The following is a 19,263-nucleotide window of genomic DNA, read 5'->3' as shown; positions in this document are numbered from 1 at the left end:
TAGCACGGAATGTCGCGGCCTCCCCCGTGTCGAAGGTCAGGCCGTGGCCGCCGGACCGCGCCGGCCGCGTGCGGCGGAAGCCGGCCGACGGCGCGCCTGTCCACCGGTACGCCGCGCCCGCCATCGCCATGACGGGTGCGGCAGCGGAAAGCGCAGCAGCGCCCACCAGGCCGCGAGCGGCATGCCCACCAGCCACATCGGCAGCCAGCCCAGCCATGCGCTGCTGCCACGCGCCGCCGGCCAGACCAGTACCAGCGCCAGCCCAGCCAGGGCCAGCTGCCGCACGCCGCGCAGCAGGAGCGGGTCGGCGCGTTCGATGACGCGTTCAGTTGCAGGGCGACGGACGGAACGAGCGTTCATGGGGGCTTCTCCGGTAGACAATGCAACACAGCTTGGGCAAGCCCCTTCTCACAGGATGCGACACCATTGACGGATCGCGTGCACACAGTCGACCATGCGCGTGCAAGCCCACTGGAGCCCGCTCCCGCATGACTTCGATCCGCCCGTTCTGCGCCGTGCTGCTGGCTCTGTCCCTGGCAGGTCCTGCCATGGCCGCCAGTGAGCCGCCGTCGCCCCGCGCCAGCGCCACCGACGCGGCCGACCCGGGGGCGCCGATCGACCTGAAGCGCTTCATGGGCACCTGGTATGTGATCGGCCGCGTGCCGAACTTCATCGAACGCGGGCATGTCGCCAGCGTCAACGAGTACGAGCTGCGCGACGAGCACAAGGTCGCCATCACCTACCGCTACCGTGATGGCTTCGGCGAACCACTGCAGGAAATTCGCGCACGTGCCAGCGTCGATCCGGACAGCGGCAACCATGGCTGGCGAACCTGGTTCTATCGCGTGGTGCCGACCCATTCGCGGGTACTGGAAGTGGCCCCGGACTATTCATGGGCACTGATCGGTTATCCGGGCCGCGAAATGGCCTGGATCTTCGCGCGCAAGCCGGACATGGACAAAGCCCTGTACAAGGAGCTGGCCGAGCGCCTGCGCGACGAGTACGGCGTGAACACCGACAAGCTCAAGCGCGTGCCTCAGCATCCGGAACAGGTCGGGAAGCTGGGCTACGAAGTACCGAACGCGCGTTGACCGCACGTGGAATTGCCGGCCAGCGGCCGGCACTACCGTTTTTTTCCCGGCAATCGGGTAGAGCCGGCCGCTGGCCGGCTGCCGCCCGGCATTCTGTTACTTGCGGCTGTAATGCGCGACCAGGCGGTCGCCGAGCATCTGCAGCAGCTGCACCAGGACCAGCAACAGGACCACGGTGACCAGCGCCACGTCGGTGTGCGAACGCTGGTAACCATCGCGGAACGCCAGGTCGCCGAGGCCACCGGAACCGATCGCACCGCCCATCGCGGTGAAGCCGATCAGGGCCACGGTGGTGACGGTCGCCCCGGCGATCAGCCCCGGGCGTGCTTCCGGCAGCAGCACCCGGGTGACCAGCTGCCAGGTGGTGGCGCCCATCGCCTGGGTCGCCTCGATCACGCCACGATCCACTTCGCGCAGCGCGGTCTCGACAAGGCGCGCGTAGAACGGCGCCGCGCCGATCACCAGCGGCACGATCGCGCCGCGCACGCCCAGCGAGGTACCCATCAGGAACAGCGTGACCGGGATCAGCACGATCATCAGGATGATGAAAGGCACCGAGCGCAGCAGGTTCACCACCAGAGCCAGCACGCCATAGGCAAACGGCCGGCGCTTCATCTGCGGCGCCCCGAACAGGTACAGCAGCACACCCAGCGGCAGGCCGATGGCCAGAGTCAGCGGCAGCGAACCGAGCAGCATCAGCAGGGTGTCGAGGGTGGCCTGGCCGATGTCGGCCCACTTGCCCGCATCCAGGTGACGGAAGAAACCGCCGGCAGTGGCGATGATCATCGACGCAGCTCCTCGACATGCACGCCGGCAGCCACGAAGGCAGCCTGCGCGGCGGACTGGTCACCGCCCACCAGGGCGACCACCAGCTGGCCATAGGGGGTGTCCTTGATCCGGTCGATACGGCCGGACAGGATGTTGTAGTCGACCCCGGTCTGGCGCGCGACGCTGCCCAGCAGGGGTTCGTAGGTGTCGCCGCCGAGGAAGGTCAGGCGCACGATGCGCCCGCCCACCACGTCGAAATCGCGGTGCAACGCCCCTTCGTCCACGTGCTCCGATTCGCTGACGAACCGCCGCGTGGTCGGGTGCTGCGGATGCAGGAACACCCGGGTAACCGGACCGGTCTCGACCATCTGGCCAGCATCGAGCACGGCCACGCGGTCGCAGACACGGCGGATCACGTCCATCTCGTGGGTGATCAGCACGATGGTCAGGCCCAGCTCGCGGTTGATCTTCGACAACAGCGACAGCACCGAGGCGGTGGTCTGCGGATCCAGCGCGCTGGTGGCCTCGTCGCACAGCAGGATCTGCGGGCGGGTCGCCAGCGCACGGGCGATGCCGACACGCTGCTTCTGGCCGCCGGACAGCTGCGCCGGATACTTCTGCGCATGCGCTTCCAGGCCCACGGTCTGCAGCAGCTCGGCCACGCGCGCGTCGATCTCCGCCTGCGGCGTGCCGGCCAGCTCCAGCGGGAAGGCGACATTGCCAGCCACCGTGCGCGACGACAGCAGGTTGAAGTGCTGGAAGATCATGCCGATGCGCCGGCGCAGCGTGCGCAGGCCGTCCGCGTCCAGTGCGGTGACATCCTCGCCACCGATCAGCAGCCGGCCACCGCTGGGTTCTTCCAGGCGGTTGATCATGCGGATCAGGGTCGACTTGCCGGCGCCGGAATGGCCGATGATGCCGAATACCTCACCGGCCTCGATGGTCAGGTCCAGCGGTTGCAGCGCGCTGACTTCGCGGCCGGCAACGGCATAGGATTTGTGCAGGCGCTGGAACTCGATCACGGGCGTGGCTCACCGGCTGGGTGACGGAAGGGGGCGTGCAGCCTACCAGCGCAGGCGGTCGCGCGCCCGCGCCATGGGCCAGAATGTTATTCCTTTTGGTTCTAAGCCGCCCGCGCCGACGTGTTGGCTGGGGTCAGAGCCCCTGCGGGGATCCGACCCCGGGGTCGGATCCCCGCAGGGGCTCTGACCCCATTCCCAGGCCCAACCGGCTCAGGGATGATCCAGCGGCTTCGGCGGCTCCTGCCGGTTCACCCGCTCACGATGCAGCAGGTACAGTCCCGAAGCCACGATGATCGCGGCGCCCACCCAGGTATAGCCATCAGGCAGCTGGCCCCAGAAGGCCAGGTCCCAGCCGATCACCCAGACCAGCCCGCTGTACTCCAGCGGCGCGATCATCGAGGCCTCGCCCAGCTGGAACGCCTTGGTCAGGGCGATCTGGCCCAGCGCCCCGGCCAGGCCCATGCCGGCGATCAGCGGCGCATGCGCCAGCTGCAGCGGCACCCAGCCGGGAAGGGACAGCAGGCCGGCACCGATGGCCATGATCACCAGGAACCAGACCACCATCGACTGCGAGGTATCGGTGCGGGTCAGCAGGCTGACCGTGATCGCCGCCACGGCATAGGCGGTGGCCGCAGCCAGCACCATCAGGCCGGGCACCGAGATGAAACCGTCCACGCCCGGCCGCAGCACCACCAGCACGCCGACCAGGCCGATGCCGATGGCGACCCAGCGCCGTGGCCCGACCCGCTCGCCCAGCAGCGGTACCGACAAGGCGGCGATCAGCAGCGGGGCGACGAAATAGATGGTGTAGGCGGTGGACAGCGGCAGGTCGCGCAGGGCGAACACGAAGCAGCCGATCATCGCCATGCCCAGCGCGCCACGCAGCAGGTGCAGGCCCCAGCGACGCGGCACCAGCGAGCGCGGGCCGGCGCTGGCCAACACCCAGACCAGCACGAACGGCAACGAGGCCGCGCCGCGCAGGAAGGTCACCTCCAGGGTCGGATAGCTGGCCGACAGCTGCTTCATGCCAGCGTCCATCAGCGAGAAACAGGCGACCGCAGCGACCATCCAGGCCACCGCACGCGAAGGGGAGCGTTGCACGTTCATGGCCCATTATCGCCCGGTCGTCGCTTTCTGTAGAGCCGAGCCCACGCTCGGCTGCTCTTCACAAAGCCGCCGAGCGTGGGCTCGGCTCTACAGGGGACGGGCATGCGGGCCCTCGCGATAGAATGATCGCCACTGAAACCTGCGGAGCACCGCCCATGCCTTCCTTCGACGTCGTGTCCGAAGTCGACACCCACGAGCTGACCAACGCCATCGACCAGGCCAACCGCGAACTGGCCACCCGCTTCGACTTCAAGGGCGTGGACGCAAAGTTCGAGCGCGACGGCGATGTCATCAACCAGACCGCGCCGACCGAGTTCCAGCTCAAGCAGATGAACGACATCCTGCGTGCTCGCCTGGCCGCACGCGGCATCGACGTGCTCAGCCTGGAGTTCGGCGACATCGAGACCAACCTGGCCCAAGCCCGGCAGAAGATCACCGTCAAGCAGGGCATCGAGCAGAAGATCGCCAAGAAGATCGCGGCGGCGCTGAAGGATGCCAAGCTGAAGGTGGAAAGCCAGATCAACGGCGACAAGCTGCGCGTGCAGGGCAAGAAGCGCGACGACCTGCAGGACGCCATCGCCGTGCTCAAGGCCGGCAAGTTCGAGCTGCCGCTGCAGTTCAACAACTTCCGCGACTGAGGCATCCGCCGGGCATGCCCCGGCGCTGCCAGCGGCAGGCACGACGGCGCGTTGCCAACGACGCGCCTACAATGGCGGCCCCGCCAGCCGACGCGCCCGCCATGACCGATTCCCCCCTGCCCACCGATGACCCGATCGCTGCCACCCGCCTGTGGCTGGAGCGCATCGTCATCGGCCTGAATCTGTGCCCGTTCGCCAAGGCGGTGTATGTGAAGGACCAGGTCCGCATCGTGCTCAGTGATGCGACCACGCCGGAAGCGCTGGTTGAGCAGCTGGCCGAGGAACTGGTGCTGTTGCGCGATACGCCGGCCGAGCAGATCGATACCACGCTGATCGTGCATCCGCAGGTGCTGACCGACTTCCTCGACTACAACGATTTCCTCGACAACGCCGACGCCGCGATCGAGGCACTGGACCTGCAGGGCATCCTGCAGGTGGCCAGCTTCCACCCGGACTACCAGTTCGACGGCGTGGCAGCGGACGACGCCAGCAACTACACCAATCGCGCGCCCTTCCCCACCCTGCACCTGCTGCGCGAAGACAGCGTGGCGCGCGCAGTGGATGTCTATCCGGACCCGGACGTGATCGTCGAGCGCAACATCCAGACCCTGGACCGCATCGGCGTGGACGGCTGGCATCGCCGCCTGCGTGGCGAAGACCTGACGTGAGCACGGTGCCGCCGATTGCCGCATGGCCGGCCGCGCCGCTGTCGGGCAAGGTGGTGCTGGTCACCGGCGGCGCCAACGGCATCGGCCGTGGCATCGCACAGGCCGTGCTCGGTGCCGGCGGACGCGTGCTGATCGGCGACCTGGACGTGGAGGCCGGCGAGGCGTGCCTGGCGGAGTGGCAGCGTAGTGGCGAGGCCGCATTCCAGCGCCTGGACATCACCGACGAAGCCAGCGTGCGCGACTTCATCGCCGTGGCCCTGCGGCGTTTCAGCCGTATCGACGGGCTGGTCAACAACGCGGGCATCGCCGGACCGCATGGCACGCAGCTGCAGGACATGGACTGGGACGAGTGGCAGCGCCGCCTGTCCTCGCTGCACGGCGCCTTCCTGTGCAGCAAGCACGCACTACCGGCGCTGACGGCCAGCGCCGCCGGCGCAATCATCAACATCGCCTCGACCCGCGCCTGGCAATCCGAAACGCACAGCGAGGCCTATGCTGCGGCCAAAGGCGGGCTGGTGGCGTTCACCCATGCGCTGGCGATCAGTGCCGGCCCAACGGTGCGGGTCAACAGCATCAGTCCGGGCTGGATCGGCACCACGGCCTGGCAGGCCCCCTCGCGGCGACACGCACCGGAGTACTCCGCCATCGACCAGGCACAGCACCCGGTCGGCCGGGTCGGCCGCCCCGAGGACATCGGCGCGCTGGCGGTGTACCTGCTGTCGTCGCTGTCCGGCTTCAGCACCGGCCAGGACTTCATCGTCGACGGCGGCATGACCCGGAAGATGATCTACGCCGAATAGAAAAAGGGGACGGAGGGGATTAAGTCGTTTGTGCACAAACGACTTAATCCCCTCCGTCCCCTTTTTTTCGCTTACGCCATGCCCGAGTGCCGCAGCAGCGCGTCGATCTGCGGCGCGCGGCCGCGGAAGGCCTTGAAGTTCTCCGCCGCCGGGCGGCTGCCACCACGCGACAGGATCTCATCGCGGAAGCGTGCACCGGTTTCAGCCAGTGCCTGCGGCGCTTCCTCGAACGCGGCGTAGGCATCGGCGCTGAGCACTTCGGCCCACTTGTAGCTGTAGTAACCCGCGGCGTAACCACCGGCGAAGATGTGGCTGAACTGGTGCGGGAAGCGGTTCCAGACCGGCGGGTGGTTCACGGCCACTTCCGCGCGCACTCGGTCCAGCAGTGCCAGCACGCTGTCCTGCGCCGGTTCGAACTGGCTGTGCAGCAGCATGTCGAACAGGCCGAACTCCAGCTGGCGCACCGTGGCCATGCCGCTATGGAAATTGCGCGCCGCCAGCATGCGCTCGTACAGCGCGCGCGGCAGCGGCTCGCCACTGTCCACGTGCGCGGTCATGCCCTGCAGGTGGTCCCATTCCCAGCAGAAGTTCTCCATGAACTGGCTGGGCAGCTCCACCGCGTCCCATTCCACGCCGTTGATGCCGGCCACGCCCAGTTCGCCGATGCGGGTCAGCAGCTGGTGCAGCCCGTGGCCCATCTCATGGAACAGCGTGGTCACTTCATTGTGGCTGAAGGTCGCCGGCCTGCCGTTGGCGCCCCGGCCAAAGTTGCACACCAGGTAGACCAGTGGCGTCTGCACGCTGCCGTCGCCACGCACGCGACGGTTGCGGCAATCGTCCATCCACGCACCGCCGCGCTTGCCCTCGCGTGCGTACAGGTCCAGGTAGAACTGGCCGACCAGCGCGCCCTGCGCATCGACCAGGCGGAAGAAGCGCACGTCTTCGTGCCACACCGGTGCGCTGTCTTCCTGCACATGCAGGCCATACAGCTGCTCGATCACCGAGAACAGGCCGCCCAGTACCTTCGGTTCGGTGAAATACTGCTTCACTTCCTGCTCGGAATAGCTGTAACGCGCCTGCTTCAGGCGGTCGGCGGCGAACGCCAGGTCCCAGGCCTGCAGGTCATCGATGCCCAGCTGCTCGCGTGCGAACTGCTCCAGTTCGGCGCGGTCCTTGGCCGCGAACGGCTTGGCTCGCGCGGCAAGGTCACGCAGGAAACCCAGCACTTCGGCCGGATCCTGCGCCATCTTGGTCGCCACCGAGTAATGGCCGTACGAATCGAAGCCGAGCAACGCGGCCAGTTCGGCGCGCAGGGCAAGGATACGGTCGATGTTGCCACTGTTGTCCAGCGCGTCATCGCCGAACTCCGATGCACGCTGCGCGCTGGCACGGTACAGGATCTCGCGCAGGTCGCGGTCTTCAGCCCAGGTCTGCACCGGCAGGTAGCACGGCATCTGCAGGGTCAGTTTCCAGCCGGTCCTGCCGTCCTTCTCTGCCGCAGCGCGCGCGGCAGCCTTCACGTCTTCCGGCAGGCCCAGCAGTCGCGCTTCGTCCTCGATGTACAGCGACCATGCATCGGTGGCGTCGAGCACGTTCTGCGAGAACTTCGCCGACAGCGCCGACAGTTCCTCCTTGATCGCCGCAAAGCGCTGCTGCGCCTCAGGTGCCAACTCGGCACCGCCCAGGCGGAAGTCACGCAGCGTGTTGTCCAGCACCTTGCGCTGGGCTTCATTGAAATGCGCCGCCTCCGGGCTGGCGGCCAGTGCCTGGTACTGGCGATACAGCGCCAGGTTCTGGCCCAGCGCGCTGGCGAAACGGGTCACCCGCGGCAGGTTGCCGTTGTAGGCCTCACGCAGTTCCGGGGTGTTGACCACCCCCTGCAGGTGGCCGACCAGGCCCCAGGCACGCCACAGGCGCTCGGTGGCGTCATCCAGCGGGGTGACGAAGGTGTCCCAACGCACCGGCTGCACCCGCTCGGCTGCGCTGACGGCAGCTTCGGCCTCGGCCAGCAGCACATCCAGCGCCGGCGCGACGTGCTCGGGGCGGATCGCGTCAAAGCGCGGCAGTCCGGAAAAGTCGAGCAGGGGGTTGGCAACGGTCACGGCAGATCTCCAGGGAACGGGCCCGGCGGGCGGGCAGCTTCCCAGATATGGCGCTGACAGGCGCGGCTGACAAGGGGGCATGCGCCGGCGTTCACGTCGGCCTGACGGCCGCGCACCGAAGCTCTGGCTGCGGGGGAGTCCGCAGCGGTACTTACCGAACGAGGCCCTACATGGAAGGTCTGGCTGCAGTGGCATCCATCTCACCGGCGCGCTCGCTGGCGCTGTCCGCCAGCCCGGCAGAACTGGCCTGGATCGCCGCGCTGTGCGATGCCGGCGACGACACCCCCCGCCATTTGGAGCAGCTGCAGGCGGTATTGCAGCAGGGCGGCACGTTCAACGATGCCCAGGAGTGGTACCCGTTCGAGGTGATCGAGCGCGGCGCCAGCCAGCTGCAGCTGGGCCACGAGCGCGAGTTCGTGATCTGCGTGCTGCTGTGGCTGCAGGCATTGGCCCAGGGACGCGCCAGCATCCTGGACCCCAGCCTGCACCTGGATGACCGCGCGATGGACATCGAGGCGTTGCCTGATGCGCTGCGCGATGCGGTGCTGGATGCGTTCACCGCAGCGGGGTATTGAGACGCCCCGGCGACCGGGTGGAGTCGACTGTGGGTCGACTTTCGCGCGCAGCGCGGGATTCTGGCGACCTGAACGTGGAGCGGTCGACCAACAGTAGACGCTACCCAGCCGATGCACAGCCGGGCGTGCGTTGCCGCGTTACAACGCTTCCAGGCTGCACCACGGCAGTTCGGGCAACCCCTGCCCGGCCACCGCCGCCGCCAGCTGCGCATCGGCGCCGTCGACATCGATCCCCTGCCGCCCATACCACGTCGGGTCGTAATAGCTCTGCGCATAGCGCTCGCCACTGTCGCACAGGATGCTGACGATGCTGCCCTGGTGGCCCGCCTCACGCATCCATTGCGCGGCCTGCAGCACGCCGATGAAGTTGGTGCCGGTGGAGCCACCGACACGGCGGCCGAGCTGGCGGCTGACATGGCGCATCGCGGCCAGGCTCAGCGCATCGGGCACCTTCACCATCGCATCGACACTGGTCGGGATGAAACTCGGCTCCACCCGTGGCCGGCCGATGCCTTCCACGCGCGAGCCACCGCTGCAGGTCAGTCCACGCCAGTCCTGTTCACCGGCCACGGCAGCCTTGTAGCCGTCGAAGAACACCGACACTTCCGGGTCCGCGCAGAGGATGCGGGTGTCATGCCGGCGGTAGCTGACATAACGGCCCAGCGTGGCGGCGGTGCCGCCGGTACCCGGGCTGCACACGATCCATTCCGGAACCGGGCTGGGCTCTTCGGCCATCTGCTTGAAGATGGATTCGGCGATGTTGTTGTTGGCACGCCAGTCGGTCGCCCGCTCGGCATAGGTGAACTGGTCCATGAAGTGGCCGCCGGTTTCGCGGGCCAGCTTTTCCGAATCACAGTTGAGGTCGCAGGCGCGCTCGACCAGGTGGCAGCGGCCCCCGTGGAACTCGATCGCCGCGATCTTTTCCGGCGAGGTGGTGGCCGGGATCACCGCAATGAACGGCAGGCCCAGCAGGCGCGCGAAATAGGCTTCGGACACGGCGGTCGAGCCACTGGAGGCCTCGATCACCGGCCGGCCCTCGCGCAACCAACCGTTGGCCAGCGCGTACAGGAACAGCGAGCGCGCCAGCCGGTGCTTGAGGCTGCCGGTGGGATGGCTCGACTCGTCCTTCAGGTACAGGTCGATGCCCTCGAACCCGGGCAGCGCCAGCGGGATCAGATGGGTATCGGCGGAACGGTTGAAATCGGCTTCGATCTTGCGGATGGCGGCGGCCACCCATTCACGCTGCGACATGGCGGGCAATCGTTATCAGGACGGAACGGTGCGATCCGGCCATTGTACGTCGCGGTGCCGTCAGGTGCGGGCCGGTAGAATGGCGCCATCCGGCCGGCAACGGCCCCGTCTGAAGGACCTCCCCCATGACCATTCCCGCCCTGCGCGATGTCCCCGGCGTCGCCGCCCAGGCACCGGCCGAAACCAGCGGCTTCGTGTTCAACCACACCATGCTGCGGGTGAAGGACATCACCGCCTCGCTGGACTTCTACACCCGCGTACTGGGTTACCAGCTGATCGACAAGCGCGACTTCCCGGACGCCCAGTTCAGCCTGTACTTCCTGGCCTACGTGCCGGCCGGCGCAGTGGTGCCGGAAGACGACAGCCAGCGCCGCCTGTGGATGGCCGGCCTGCCGGGCGTGCTGGAACTGACCCACAACCACGGCACCGAGACCCAGCAGGGCGCGGTCTACCACGACGGCAACAGCGACCCGCGCGGCTTCGGCCACATCTGCGTGTCGGTGCCGGACATCGAGGCCGCCTGCCAGCGCTTCGAGGACCTCGGCGTGACCTTCCAGAAACGCCTGACCGACGGCCGCATGAAGAATCTGGCCTTCATCAAGGACCCGGACGGCTACTGGGTCGAAATCATCGCCAACTGACAAAAAGGGGACGGAGGGGATTAAGTCATTTCTGGCACTATTGGCCGGAAGCGACTTAATCCCCTCCGTCCCCTTTTTTGCGAGGTTCGTATGGAAACGATGGAACTGCACCGCGGCCGCCTGATCGACCACATCCAGCTGGTGGTGCGTGACCTGGCGGCCAGCCGCCGCTTCTACCAGGCGGTGTTCGACACCATCGGCATCCCGATCGCCGGCGAAGGCGATGATTACTTCTGGGCCGATGAGCTGTTCATTTCCAGCGCCAGCAGCGAGGCCGCCGCCGGCCAGCTGACCGGCCGGCACCATCTGGCCTTCCAGGCCCGCGACAGCGCCACCGTCGATGCCTTCCATACCGCCGCGATCGCCGCCGGCGGCACCGATAACGGCGCGCCGGGCGAACGCCCCTACCGCCCGGGCTACTACGGCGCCTTCGTGCTCGACCCGGACGGCAACAACATCGAAGTGGTCTATCACGGTCCTGCGAACTACAGCGCCGACTCGGTGAAGGTCACGTTCTGATATCACCGAAGCCGTGAACGAAGAAGCCGGGCAATGCCCGGCTTCCCTGCTTCCAGCGCTGCAGCCCTCAGTGGGCGGCCATGTAGATGTCCTGAAGCACGGCCTTTTCCAGTTCCAGCTCGCCCAGCAGGTTCTTCACGATATCGCCCAGGCTGAGGATGCCGACCAGCTGGTTGCCGTCGGTCACCATCAGATGACGGCGCCGCGAGTACGTCATCAACGACATGGCCTGCTTCAGCGTCGCGTCCGGCGCAATGCCTTCCAGGCCGGTGGACGGCAGGCTGGAGATCACCCGGCGGCCGGCCTGCGGGCCGTCGTCGGCCAGGGTACGCACGATGTCCTTCTCGGAAATGATGCCGACCGGGGCATCGTCCTTCATCACCACCAGCGCAGCGATCCTGTTCGCGCTCATCTTGTGGGCGGCGGCACCGATGGTGTCCTCGGCGTCGATGGTGATGACAGCTTCTTTCTTGGATTGCAGGAGTTCGCGGACGTTCATTCTTGTTTCCTGGTGCAGGTCACTGAAGTCAAAAAAGTGTGCTCTTCCGATACGCCCCCTCCCCGGGAACAGACCTTTCAGCGCACGTCTGGCGCACCCGCCCGCCGCGTGGAATGGATCGGCAGGCGATGTGCTGCAACGCGAACGAGGTGGGCTCAACCGCTCAACCCGGACCTCGGTCAAATCGATTCTACGACTGCGACCATCGGTCACTACCGGCATCGATAGGACAGTTCGTCGTGGGAACCAACCGACGATCCAGAGAATGGCACCGCGGCTGAAACCGCCGCTGAATACAGCCGATGCCATGCATTAAAGAATGATTGCCTGCTGCCGACGGCGGACAGAACACCCCGTGGCTGTCCCACTTGGCATGGCCAACCACGCAAACGAAAGGGGCCACGCGGGCCCCTTTTCGCATGCAGCATTCAACGGATCCGGGAGTGTTACTCCACCGTCACGCTCTTGGCCAGGTTGCGCGGCTTGTCCACGTCGGTGCCGCGTGCCAGCGCGGTGTGGTAGGCCAGCAGCTGCACCGGAATGGTGTGCACGATCGGGCTGAGCACGCCGGCATGGCGCGGCGTGCGGATCACGTGCACGCCTTCGGACTCATTGAAGTTGCTGTCCTGGTCGGCGAACACGAACAGCTCGCCACCACGGGCGCGCACTTCCTGCATGTTCGACTTCACCTTCTCCAGCAGGCTGTCATTGGGGGCGATCACCACCACCGGCATGTCCTCGTCCACCAGCGCCAGCGGGCCGTGCTTCAGCTCGCCCGCCGGGTAGGCCTCGGCGTGGATGTAGGAAATCTCCTTGAGCTTGAGCGAGCCTTCCAGCGCGATCGGGTAATGCAGGCCACGGCCCAGGAACAGCGCATTGGACTTGCGCGCGAAGCGTTCGGCCCACGCCGCGATCTGCGGTTCCAGGTTCAGCGCGTGCTGCACGCTGCCCGGCAGGAAGCGCAGCTGTTCCAGGTAATCCGCTTCCTGCGCCGCGTCGATGCGGCCATGCAGCTTGCCCAGCACCACGGTCAACTGGAACAGCGCGGCCAGCTGGGTGGTGAAGGCCTTGGTCGAAGCTACGCCGATCTCCGCGCCCGCGCGGGTGTAGCAGACCAGCTCGCTGGCGCGCGGAATCGCGCTTTCCGGCACGTTGCAGATCGACAGCGTGTGCTTGTGGCCAAGCGCCTTGGCGTACTTCAGCGCCTCCATCGTATCCAGCGTTTCGCCGGACTGGGAGATGGTGACGATCAGGTGCTTCGGGTTGGCATACGCGGCCCGGTAGCGGTACTCGCTGGCAATCTCCACGCTGCACGGCAGGCCGGCGATGGCTTCGATCCAGTAGCGCGCGGTCAGGCCGGCGTAGTAGCTGGTGCCGCAGGCAATGATCTGCACGCCCTCGATGCCCGACAGCACCGCTTCGGCGTTCTTGCCGAACAGCTCGGCCGGGAAACCACCGGCGTCGATCGCCGCCTCGATGGTGTCGCCCAGCGCACGCGGCTGCTCGTGGATTTCCTTCTGCATGAAGTGGCGGTACGGGCCAAGCTCCAGCGATGCCAGCGACACGTCGGACAGGTGCACATCGCGCTCGACCGGCCGGTCATGCTCATCGAAGATGCGCACGCCATCGCGACGGATCTCGGCGGTGTCGCCCTCTTCCAGGAAGATCACCTTGCGGGTGGCCGAGATCACCGCCGAGACGTCGGAGGCGACGAAGTTCTCGCCCTCGCCCAGGCCCACCAGCAGCGGGCAGCCCATGCGCGCGCAGACGAAGCGCTCCGGCTCGGCGCGGCTGACCACGGCCAGCGCGTAGGCGCCGGTCAGCTCCTTCACCGTGTGCTGCAGCGCCACCAGCAGGTCATCGCCGCCCTTCAGGTGATGATGGATCAGGTGCGCGATGACTTCGGTGTCGGTCTGCGACTCGAAGGTGTAGCCCAGCGCGCGCAGCTTCTCGCGCTGCTCTTCGTGGTTCTCGATGATGCCGTTGTGCACCAGCGCCACGCCGTGGCTGATGTGCGGATGCGCGTTGGCCTCGGTGACGCCGCCGTGGGTGGCCCAGCGGGTGTGGCCGATACCCAGCACCGCATTGAACCCTTCGGCCTCGGCCGCCGTGGCCATTTCCGACACGCGACCGGTGCGGCGGACACGACGTACTTCGGGGCGCTCGGCGTGATCGATCACCGCGATGCCCGAGGAGTCGTAACCACGGTACTCAAGCCGCTTCAGGCCTTCGATCAGCACCGGCACCACGTCGCGATCGGCGATTGCACCCACGATTCCACACATGTCACGCGTTTCCTTGAAGACGATCGGCGCATTCTAGCCCGCGTGTCCGGCTTCCCCCTCCTGTCCGCTTAATGAAAGTGTCCGGAAAGGTGTCCGCGGACACCCGGACACTCCAGCGGCCCGCCCAACCTGTTGAACTGAAAGGAAATAAAGTTGGCACGCTACGTGCTTGGTACTGGCTACCACCGTCAGGCACGCACCCGATGATCCGCGACACTTCCGCACAGGACCAGATCGTTTCCTCCGCCCCCGCCGGCGCCACCCGCGTCAACTGGCAGCGCTACCGCTGGCCGGCGCTGGGCGCCATCGTGCTGCTGGCCGGCATCGGCTGGGCCGTGCATGCCTGGTCCAATGCCAGCCGCTCCTTCGACAGCAGCCGGGTGCGCATCGCCGAAGTGAAGCGCGGCGACCTGGTCCGCGACATCGCCGCCGACGGCCGGGTGATCGCCGCCAATAGCCCGATCCTGTACGCCATCTCGGCCGGCACCGTGGACCTGAAAGTGGTCGCCGGTGACGTGGTGAAGAAGGGCCAGGAACTGGCGGTCATCGACAGCCCGGAACTGCGCAGCAAGCTGGCCCAGGAACAGGCCACCCTGGCCGGCCTGGAAGCCGAGGCCAGCCGTGCCGCGCTGGACGCCACCCTGGCCCGCGCCAAGTCGCGCAAGGAAACCGACCAGGCCACCATCGAGCGCCAGGCCGCCGACCGCGACCTGCAGCGCTTCCAGCGCGGCTACGACGGCGGTGCGGTGCCACAGATCGACCTGGCCAAGGCCAAGGACTCGCTGAAGAAGGCCGACATCACCCTGGCCAACGCCACCACCGATGCGCGCCTGCAGAGCCAGGGCGCCGACCTGGATGCCCGCAACAAGCGCCTGCTGGCCGACCGCCAGAAGGCCGTGGTGGCCGAAGTGCAGCGCCAGGTCGACGCACTGACCCTGCGCGCACCGTTTGACGGCCAGGTCGGCCAGGTGCAGGCGGTCCAGTCCACCAACCTGGCTGCCAACGCGCCGGTGCTGGGCGTGGTCGACCTGTCCAAGTTCGAGGTCGAGATCAAGGTGCCGGAGAGCTTCGCCCGCGACCTGGCGATCGGCATGCCGGCGCAGCTGACCGGCGGCAATGGCAAGCCGTTCCCGGGCGAGATCAGCGCGGTGTCGCCGGAAGTGGTCAACGGCGAGGTCAACGCCCGCGTGCGCTTCGCCAGCGCGCAGCCGGAAGGCCTGCGCCAGAGCCAGCGGATGTCGGTGCGCGTGCTGCTCGATACCCGCAAGGACGTGCTGAAGGTCGAGCGCGGCCCGTTCGTCGAACAGGGCAATGGCGTGGCCTACGTGATGGATGGCCGCACCGCGGTGCGGCGTCCGGTGGAACTGGGCGTCAGCAGCCTGGGCGAAGTGGAAATCAAGTCGGGTGTGCAGCCGGGCGACCGCATCGTGGTCTCCGGCAGCGACCTGTTCAAGGACGCCGAACGCGTCTCCGTCAACTGATACCTGATACCTGAATCCTGGAGAGAGGACACCCCATGTACATGCTCGAAATGCGTTCGGTCGCCAAGGTCTTCCGCACCGAACAGGTGGAAACCCACGCGTTGCGCTCGCTGGAACTGCAGGTCAAGGAAGGCGAGTTCGTCGCGGTCACCGGCCCGTCCGGCTCCGGCAAGACCACCTTCCTCAACATCGCCGGCCTGCTGGAAACCTTCACCAGCGGCACCTACCTGCTTGACGGCCAGGACGTGAGCACGCTGGGCGATGACGCCCGCAGCCGCCTGCGCAACCAGAAGATCGGCTTCATCTTCCAGGGCTTCAACCTGATTCCCGACCTGAACCTGTTCGACAACGTCGACGTGCCGCTGCGCTACCGGAAGATGAGTGCCAACGAGCGCCGCGAACGCATCGAGAAGGCGCTCACCCAGGTCGGCCTGGGCTCACGCATGAAGCACTACCCGAACGAACTGTCCGGCGGCCAGCAGCAGCGTGCGGCGATCGCGCGTGCGCTGGCTGGCAGCCCGCGCCTGCTGCTGGCCGACGAACCGACCGGCAACCTGGATACGCAGATGGCCCGCGGCGTGATGGAACTGCTGGAGGAGATCAATGCCGCCGGCACCACCATCGTGATGGTCACCCACGACCCGGAACTGGCCGCGCGCGCGCAGCGCAACGTGCACATCGTCGATGGCCAGGTGACCGACCTGGTGCGCGAACCGGTGCTGGCTACCCCGCCGCGCCACATCGTTGCCGTCAACGAGTGAGGGCACTCCCATGTTCGCCTACTACACCCGATTGGCGGTACGCAGCTTCCGCCGCAACAAGATCCTGACCGCACTGATGGTGGTCGCCATCGCGCTCGGCATCGGTGCCTCGATGACCACGCTGACGGTGTTCCACGTGCTGTCCGGCGACCCGATTCCCGGCAAGAGCGACCAGCTGTTCTACGTGCAGATCGATCCGCGCCCGCGCGGCGGCTATACCCCGGGTGAGGAGCCTGAGGAACAGATGACACGGCGCGACGCCGAGACCCTGCTGCGCGAGAAGCGCGGCATCCGCCAGGCGATGATGAGCGCGGGCGGCGGCACGGTGGAACCGGAGCTCAGCACGCTCAAGCCGTTCTCGGTGGATACGCGCTGGACGTCGGCCGATTTCTTCCCGATGTTCGACGTGCCGATGCAGTACGGGCGTGCCTGGAACAGCAGCGATGATGACAATCGCAGCCGGGTGGTGGTGCTGTCGAAAGCGATCAACGACAAGCTGTTCCAGGGTGCCGACAGCACCGGTCGCGAGATCCGCCTGAGTGGCCATTCACTGCGGGTGATCGGCGTGATGAAGAAGTGGAATCCCGAACCCCACTTCTTCGATCTGACCACCGGCAACTACGGCAAGGATGAAGACCTGCTGGTGCCGTTTTCCACTGCGATGGACCTGGAGTTCGGCAGCAACGGCAACATGAACTGCTTCGGCGAGAATCCGGATGGCAGCAGCAACTCGATCAACGCGCCCTGCAGCTGGATCCAGTACTGGGTGGAGCTGGATCCGGCCAAGGTCGAGGACTACCGCAGCTACCTGGCCAACTACTCGGACCAGCAGCGCGCAGCGGGCCGTTTCGAGCGCCCTACCAACGTGCGCCTGCGCCCGGTGATGGAGTGGTTGACGTTCAAGAATGCCGTGCCCAGCGACGTGCGCCTGCAGATGTGGCTGGCATTGGGCTTTCTCGGCGTCTGCCTGGTCAACACGGTGGGCCTGCTGCTGGCGAAGTTCCTGCGCCGCAGCGGCGAGATCGGCGTGCGCCGCGCCCTCGGTGCCAGCCGTGGGCAGATCTTCCTGCAATGCCTGGTTGAAGCCGGTGCGATCGGCGTTGCCGGCGGCGTGCTCGGCATCGGCCTGGCCCTGCTCGGCCTGTATGCGGTGCGCCAGCAACCCGTGGACTACGCGAGCCTGGCCCACCTGGACGGCAGCATGCTGCTGCTGGCCATTGGCCTGACCCTGTTCGCCAGCCTCGCCGCTGGTTTCCTGCCCGCCTGGCGCGCGATGCAGGTTACCCCGGCCATCCAGCTCAAGTCGCAGTAAGCACGAGTACGAGGACCTCCCATGGATATCCGCCCCATCCTCAGCACCCTGCGCCGGCACAAGACAGCCGCCGCCCTGATCGTGCTGGAAGTCGCCCTGACCTGCGCCATCGTCTGCAATGCCCTGTTCCTGGTCACCCAGCGCGTTGAACGGATCAGCCAGACCAGCGGCCTGGCCGAGAACGAGCTGGTGTTCGTCCGGGTCAGCGGCATCGGCAAGCAGACCAATGGCCAGGCCCGCACCCAGGAGGACCTGTCCGCCCTGCGCGCCGTTCCCGGGGTCACCGCCGCCGCGAAGGTCAACCAGCTGCCGTTCCGCCCGAACTCCTCCAATACCAGCGTTTCGCTGAAGCAGGAACAGGAACGTCCGACCGCCTTCGTCACCATGTACATGTTCGGCGAAGGTGGACTGTCCACGCTTGGACTGCAGCTGACCGCCGGCCGCGACTTCCAGCCCAGTGAATACAGCAACGTCGAGGATGCACAGAAGAACGCCTCCACCAATACCGCCTCCTCGGTGATCATCAGCCGCACGCTCGCCGACAGGCTGTACCCCGGCGAGAACGCACTGGGCAAGACGTTCTACATGGGCAAGCAGCCACTGCACGTGGTGGGTATTGTCGCGTCATTGGCCACGCCCACCGATTACAACAACAACACCACGCTGTCGATGGTGCTGCCTGTGCGGACCGATTTCACCCAGGGCCCGTACGTCCTGCGCACCGCTCCGGAACGGCGCGAGGAAGTACTCAAGGGCGCGATCGCCGCGCTTGAACGCAACGACCCCAACCGGCTGGTGCGCGAGAAGCTGACCTATGAGGCGCAGCGCAATGACTACTTCAAGAACGACAGGGCCATGGTCGGGCTGCTGATCACGGTGTGCATCTCGCTGCTGGTGGTCACCGCACTGGGCATCATCGGCCTGGCCAGCTTCTGGGTGCAGCAGCGCAGCAAGCAGATTGGTATCCGTCGCGCGCTCGGCGCGACGCGTGGGCAGATCCTGCGCTACTTCCAGACCGAGAACTTCCTGCTGGCCACGCTGGGCATCGTGCTGGGCATGCTGGCCGCCTATGCGATCAACCTGGCACTGATGAACATGTACGAGCTGCCGCGCATGCCGCTGCACTACCTGCCGCTGGGCGCACTGCTGCTGTGGGTGCTTGGCCAGATCGCGGTGTTCGGGCCGGCCCGGCGCGCGGCAGCGGTACCGCCTGCGGTTGCCACGCGGGGCGCATGAGATGCGTATCCGCTGGATGCTGATGATGATGCTCCTGCCACTGCCGGCACTGGCCGGCGGTGGCAGCTCGCAGACACTGGAGTGGCGCCAGGACGATGCGCGCCTGGCATTGCGTTCGAGCGAAGGCCAGGTGCGCGTGGAAGCCGCCGGCCCGGAAGCCCGCTTCGGCGTGCGCAGCGGCGATCGCATCCTGCGGGTGGATGACACCACCGTACGCAGGATCGAGCATCTTGCCGAGGCCCTGCGGCGTTCAAGCGCCGCCAGGGCCTATCTCCTGCTGCAGCGCGACAGGCAGGAACTGACGGTCGCGGTGGACGCCGCTGCCTGGCGCAGGGCGCTGGTCGCTCCGCCTCCGCCAGCACCGCCACCGCCGCCGCCCCGACGCTGAGCCCGCCGCCCCGACGGCTACGGGTTTGGCTATGCTTGATGGGTGGCGCCGGGCTCTCCCGGCGTATGGACACGAACACGGCTCCATCGGCGCCGCCCATCCCTTTCTGCAGAACCGCT

20 protein-coding genes are annotated in these 19,263 nt (G+C 67.0%); 12 read left to right on the top strand and 8 right to left on the bottom strand.

Translation table 11 applies throughout. The features are described 5' to 3' along the window. Positions 1–36 precede the first annotated feature (36 nt). Positions 37–360: a hypothetical protein gene (locus AC5P53_RS02625; protein ID WP_241887496.1), complete on the bottom strand. Its 324-nt coding sequence runs from the start codon at positions 358–360 to the stop codon at positions 37–39. A 128-nt stretch (positions 361–488) separates the two neighbouring features. Here AC5P53_RS02625 and AC5P53_RS02620 point away from each other — a divergent pair, with 128 nt between their 5' ends. Further along, positions 489–1,091 carry a lipocalin family protein gene (locus AC5P53_RS02620; RefSeq protein WP_014648471.1) on the top strand — a complete coding sequence of 201 codons (603 nt, stop codon included), beginning with the start codon at positions 489–491 and terminating at the stop codon, positions 1,089–1,091. A gap of 96 nt (positions 1,092–1,187) precedes the next feature. Here the strand turns inward: AC5P53_RS02620 and AC5P53_RS02615 are convergent, their stop codons facing one another. From AC5P53_RS02615 to AC5P53_RS02605, 3 genes are all read right to left on the bottom strand, one after another. Continuing rightward, positions 1,188–1,877, bottom strand: a complete 690-nt coding sequence (locus AC5P53_RS02615) for a methionine ABC transporter permease (RefSeq protein WP_134809318.1) — start codon at positions 1,875–1,877, stop codon at positions 1,188–1,190. Beyond that, a complete protein-coding gene (locus AC5P53_RS02610; protein WP_014648473.1) occupies positions 1,874–2,881 on the bottom strand; it encodes a methionine ABC transporter ATP-binding protein in 1,008 nt (335 codons plus the stop codon). Before AC5P53_RS02610 ends, AC5P53_RS02615 begins: the two co-directional genes overlap by 4 nt. Positions 2,882–3,091: 210 nt before the next feature. Then, positions 3,092–3,988 (bottom strand): DMT family transporter, encoded by an 897-nt coding sequence (locus tag AC5P53_RS02605; RefSeq protein WP_049444938.1) that lies wholly within the window; start codon positions 3,986–3,988, stop codon positions 3,092–3,094. A 155-nt stretch (positions 3,989–4,143) separates the two neighbouring features. On the opposite strand from AC5P53_RS02605, the gene AC5P53_RS02600 reads away from it, so the two are divergent. The 3 genes from AC5P53_RS02600 (at position 4,144) to AC5P53_RS02590 (ending at position 6,094) form a co-directional block, all read left to right on the top strand. Beyond that, positions 4,144–4,626, top strand: a complete 483-nt coding sequence (locus tag AC5P53_RS02600; RefSeq protein ID WP_006471121.1) for a YajQ family cyclic di-GMP-binding protein — start codon at positions 4,144–4,146, stop codon at positions 4,624–4,626. A 101-nt stretch (positions 4,627–4,727) separates the two neighbouring features. Then, positions 4,728–5,294 carry a DUF1415 domain-containing protein gene (locus AC5P53_RS02595; protein WP_049406028.1) on the top strand — a complete coding sequence of 189 codons (567 nt, stop codon included), beginning with the start codon at positions 4,728–4,730 and terminating at the stop codon, positions 5,292–5,294. Further along, entirely contained in the window at positions 5,291–6,094 is an 804-nt protein-coding gene (locus AC5P53_RS02590) for an SDR family oxidoreductase (RefSeq protein WP_241887497.1), read from the top strand. The genes AC5P53_RS02595 and AC5P53_RS02590 overlap by 4 nt, the downstream gene beginning before the upstream one ends. A 71-nt stretch (positions 6,095–6,165) precedes the next feature. On the opposite strand, the gene AC5P53_RS02585 is transcribed toward AC5P53_RS02590, so the two are convergent. Beyond that, complete coding sequence (locus tag AC5P53_RS02585; protein WP_032961226.1) at positions 6,166–8,196, bottom strand: M3 family metallopeptidase; 2,031 nt, start codon at positions 8,194–8,196, stop codon at positions 6,166–6,168. A 170-nt stretch (positions 8,197–8,366) separates the two neighbouring features. Here AC5P53_RS02585 and AC5P53_RS02580 point away from each other — a divergent pair, with 170 nt between their 5' ends. Next, a complete protein-coding gene (locus AC5P53_RS02580; protein ID WP_241887498.1) occupies positions 8,367–8,771 on the top strand; it encodes a hypothetical protein in 405 nt (134 codons plus the stop codon). Between the two features lie 138 nt (positions 8,772–8,909). Here AC5P53_RS02580 and AC5P53_RS02575 read toward each other — a convergent pair whose 3' ends face one another. Further along, a complete protein-coding gene (locus AC5P53_RS02575; protein WP_241887499.1) occupies positions 8,910–10,022 on the bottom strand; it encodes a PLP-dependent cysteine synthase family protein in 1,113 nt (370 codons plus the stop codon). 125 nt (positions 10,023–10,147) lie between these two features. Between AC5P53_RS02575 and gloA the strand changes: the two genes are divergently transcribed. Both gloA and AC5P53_RS02565 read left to right on the top strand, forming a co-directional pair. Continuing rightward, the gene (gene gloA, locus AC5P53_RS02570; protein WP_111206406.1) at positions 10,148–10,663 is read left to right on the top strand and encodes a lactoylglutathione lyase; all 516 of its coding nucleotides are present in this window, start codon (positions 10,148–10,150) and stop codon (positions 10,661–10,663) included. A 90-nt stretch (positions 10,664–10,753) separates the two neighbouring features. Next, positions 10,754–11,182 carry a VOC family protein gene (locus AC5P53_RS02565; RefSeq protein WP_495227090.1) on the top strand — a complete coding sequence of 143 codons (429 nt, stop codon included), beginning with the start codon at positions 10,754–10,756 and terminating at the stop codon, positions 11,180–11,182. A 67-nt stretch (positions 11,183–11,249) separates the two neighbouring features. Here the strand turns inward: AC5P53_RS02565 and AC5P53_RS02560 are convergent, their stop codons facing one another. Both AC5P53_RS02560 and glmS read right to left on the bottom strand, forming a co-directional pair. Continuing rightward, positions 11,250–11,681: a CBS domain-containing protein gene (locus tag AC5P53_RS02560; RefSeq protein WP_014648481.1), complete on the bottom strand. Its 432-nt coding sequence runs from the start codon at positions 11,679–11,681 to the stop codon at positions 11,250–11,252. A 446-nt stretch (positions 11,682–12,127) separates the two neighbouring features. Beyond that, entirely contained in the window at positions 12,128–13,966 is a 1,839-nt protein-coding gene (glmS, locus tag AC5P53_RS02555) for a glutamine--fructose-6-phosphate transaminase (isomerizing) (RefSeq protein WP_014648482.1), read from the bottom strand. 203 nt (positions 13,967–14,169) lie between these two features. Here glmS and AC5P53_RS02550 point away from each other — a divergent pair, with 203 nt between their 5' ends. Genes AC5P53_RS02550 through AC5P53_RS02530 form a run of 5 tightly spaced genes read left to right on the top strand, consistent with a single transcriptional unit; the run spans position 14,170 to position 19,144 of the window. After that, positions 14,170–15,447 carry an efflux RND transporter periplasmic adaptor subunit gene (locus AC5P53_RS02550; protein ID WP_032961233.1) on the top strand — a complete coding sequence of 426 codons (1,278 nt, stop codon included), beginning with the start codon at positions 14,170–14,172 and terminating at the stop codon, positions 15,445–15,447. A 35-nt stretch (positions 15,448–15,482) separates the two neighbouring features. Continuing rightward, positions 15,483–16,208 carry an ABC transporter ATP-binding protein gene (locus AC5P53_RS02545; protein ID WP_014648484.1) on the top strand — a complete coding sequence of 242 codons (726 nt, stop codon included), beginning with the start codon at positions 15,483–15,485 and terminating at the stop codon, positions 16,206–16,208. A gap of 10 nt (positions 16,209–16,218) precedes the next feature. Then, on the top strand, positions 16,219–17,520 hold the full coding sequence (locus tag AC5P53_RS02540; protein ID WP_046432623.1) for an ABC transporter permease: 1,302 nt from the start codon (positions 16,219–16,221) through the stop codon (positions 17,518–17,520). Positions 17,521–17,541: 21 nt separating this feature from the next. Further along, a complete protein-coding gene (locus AC5P53_RS02535; RefSeq protein WP_014648486.1) occupies positions 17,542–18,756 on the top strand; it encodes an ABC transporter permease in 1,215 nt (404 codons plus the stop codon). A gap of 16 nt (positions 18,757–18,772) precedes the next feature. Continuing rightward, on the top strand, positions 18,773–19,144 hold the full coding sequence (locus AC5P53_RS02530) for a PDZ domain-containing protein (protein ID WP_014648487.1): 372 nt from the start codon (positions 18,773–18,775) through the stop codon (positions 19,142–19,144). Positions 19,145–19,263: the final 119 nt, after the last annotated feature.

Source organism: Stenotrophomonas sp. YJH_SMC_82 (assembly GCF_059368875.1).
Note: the sequence above shows the minus strand (reverse complement) of the source record. Positions and strands in the feature narration are given on the sequence as shown.

Excerpts from the sequence above, each read along its gene's own strand:
- AC5P53_RS02550 (WP_032961233.1), top strand. The coding sequence starts at position 14,170 with ATGATCCGCGACACTTCCGCACAGGACCAGATCGTTTCCTCCGCCCCC.
- AC5P53_RS02625 (WP_241887496.1), bottom strand. The coding sequence starts at position 360 with ATGAACGCTCGTTCCGTCCGTCGCCCTGCAACTGAACGCGTCATCGAA.
- gloA (WP_111206406.1), top strand. The coding sequence starts at position 10,148 with ATGACCATTCCCGCCCTGCGCGATGTCCCCGGCGTCGCCGCCCAGGCA.
- AC5P53_RS02530 (WP_014648487.1), top strand. The coding sequence starts at position 18,773 with ATGCTGATGATGATGCTCCTGCCACTGCCGGCACTGGCCGGCGGTGGC.
- AC5P53_RS02535 (WP_014648486.1), top strand. The coding sequence starts at position 17,542 with ATGGATATCCGCCCCATCCTCAGCACCCTGCGCCGGCACAAGACAGCC.
- AC5P53_RS02545 (WP_014648484.1), top strand. The coding sequence starts at position 15,483 with ATGTACATGCTCGAAATGCGTTCGGTCGCCAAGGTCTTCCGCACCGAA.
- AC5P53_RS02615 (WP_134809318.1), bottom strand. The coding sequence starts at position 1,877 with ATGATCATCGCCACTGCCGGCGGTTTCTTCCGTCACCTGGATGCGGGC.
- glmS (WP_014648482.1), bottom strand. The coding sequence starts at position 13,966 with ATGTGTGGAATCGTGGGTGCAATCGCCGATCGCGACGTGGTGCCGGTG.
- AC5P53_RS02595 (WP_049406028.1), top strand. The coding sequence starts at position 4,728 with ATGACCGATTCCCCCCTGCCCACCGATGACCCGATCGCTGCCACCCGC.
- AC5P53_RS02580 (WP_241887498.1), top strand. The coding sequence starts at position 8,367 with ATGGAAGGTCTGGCTGCAGTGGCATCCATCTCACCGGCGCGCTCGCTG.
- AC5P53_RS02600 (WP_006471121.1), top strand. The coding sequence starts at position 4,144 with ATGCCTTCCTTCGACGTCGTGTCCGAAGTCGACACCCACGAGCTGACC.
- AC5P53_RS02575 (WP_241887499.1), bottom strand. The coding sequence starts at position 10,022 with ATGTCGCAGCGTGAATGGGTGGCCGCCGCCATCCGCAAGATCGAAGCC.
- AC5P53_RS02620 (WP_014648471.1), top strand. The coding sequence starts at position 489 with ATGACTTCGATCCGCCCGTTCTGCGCCGTGCTGCTGGCTCTGTCCCTG.
- AC5P53_RS02605 (WP_049444938.1), bottom strand. The coding sequence starts at position 3,988 with ATGAACGTGCAACGCTCCCCTTCGCGTGCGGTGGCCTGGATGGTCGCT.
- AC5P53_RS02565 (WP_495227090.1), top strand. The coding sequence starts at position 10,754 with ATGGAAACGATGGAACTGCACCGCGGCCGCCTGATCGACCACATCCAG.
- AC5P53_RS02560 (WP_014648481.1), bottom strand. The coding sequence starts at position 11,681 with ATGAACGTCCGCGAACTCCTGCAATCCAAGAAAGAAGCTGTCATCACC.
- AC5P53_RS02540 (WP_046432623.1), top strand. The coding sequence starts at position 16,219 with ATGTTCGCCTACTACACCCGATTGGCGGTACGCAGCTTCCGCCGCAAC.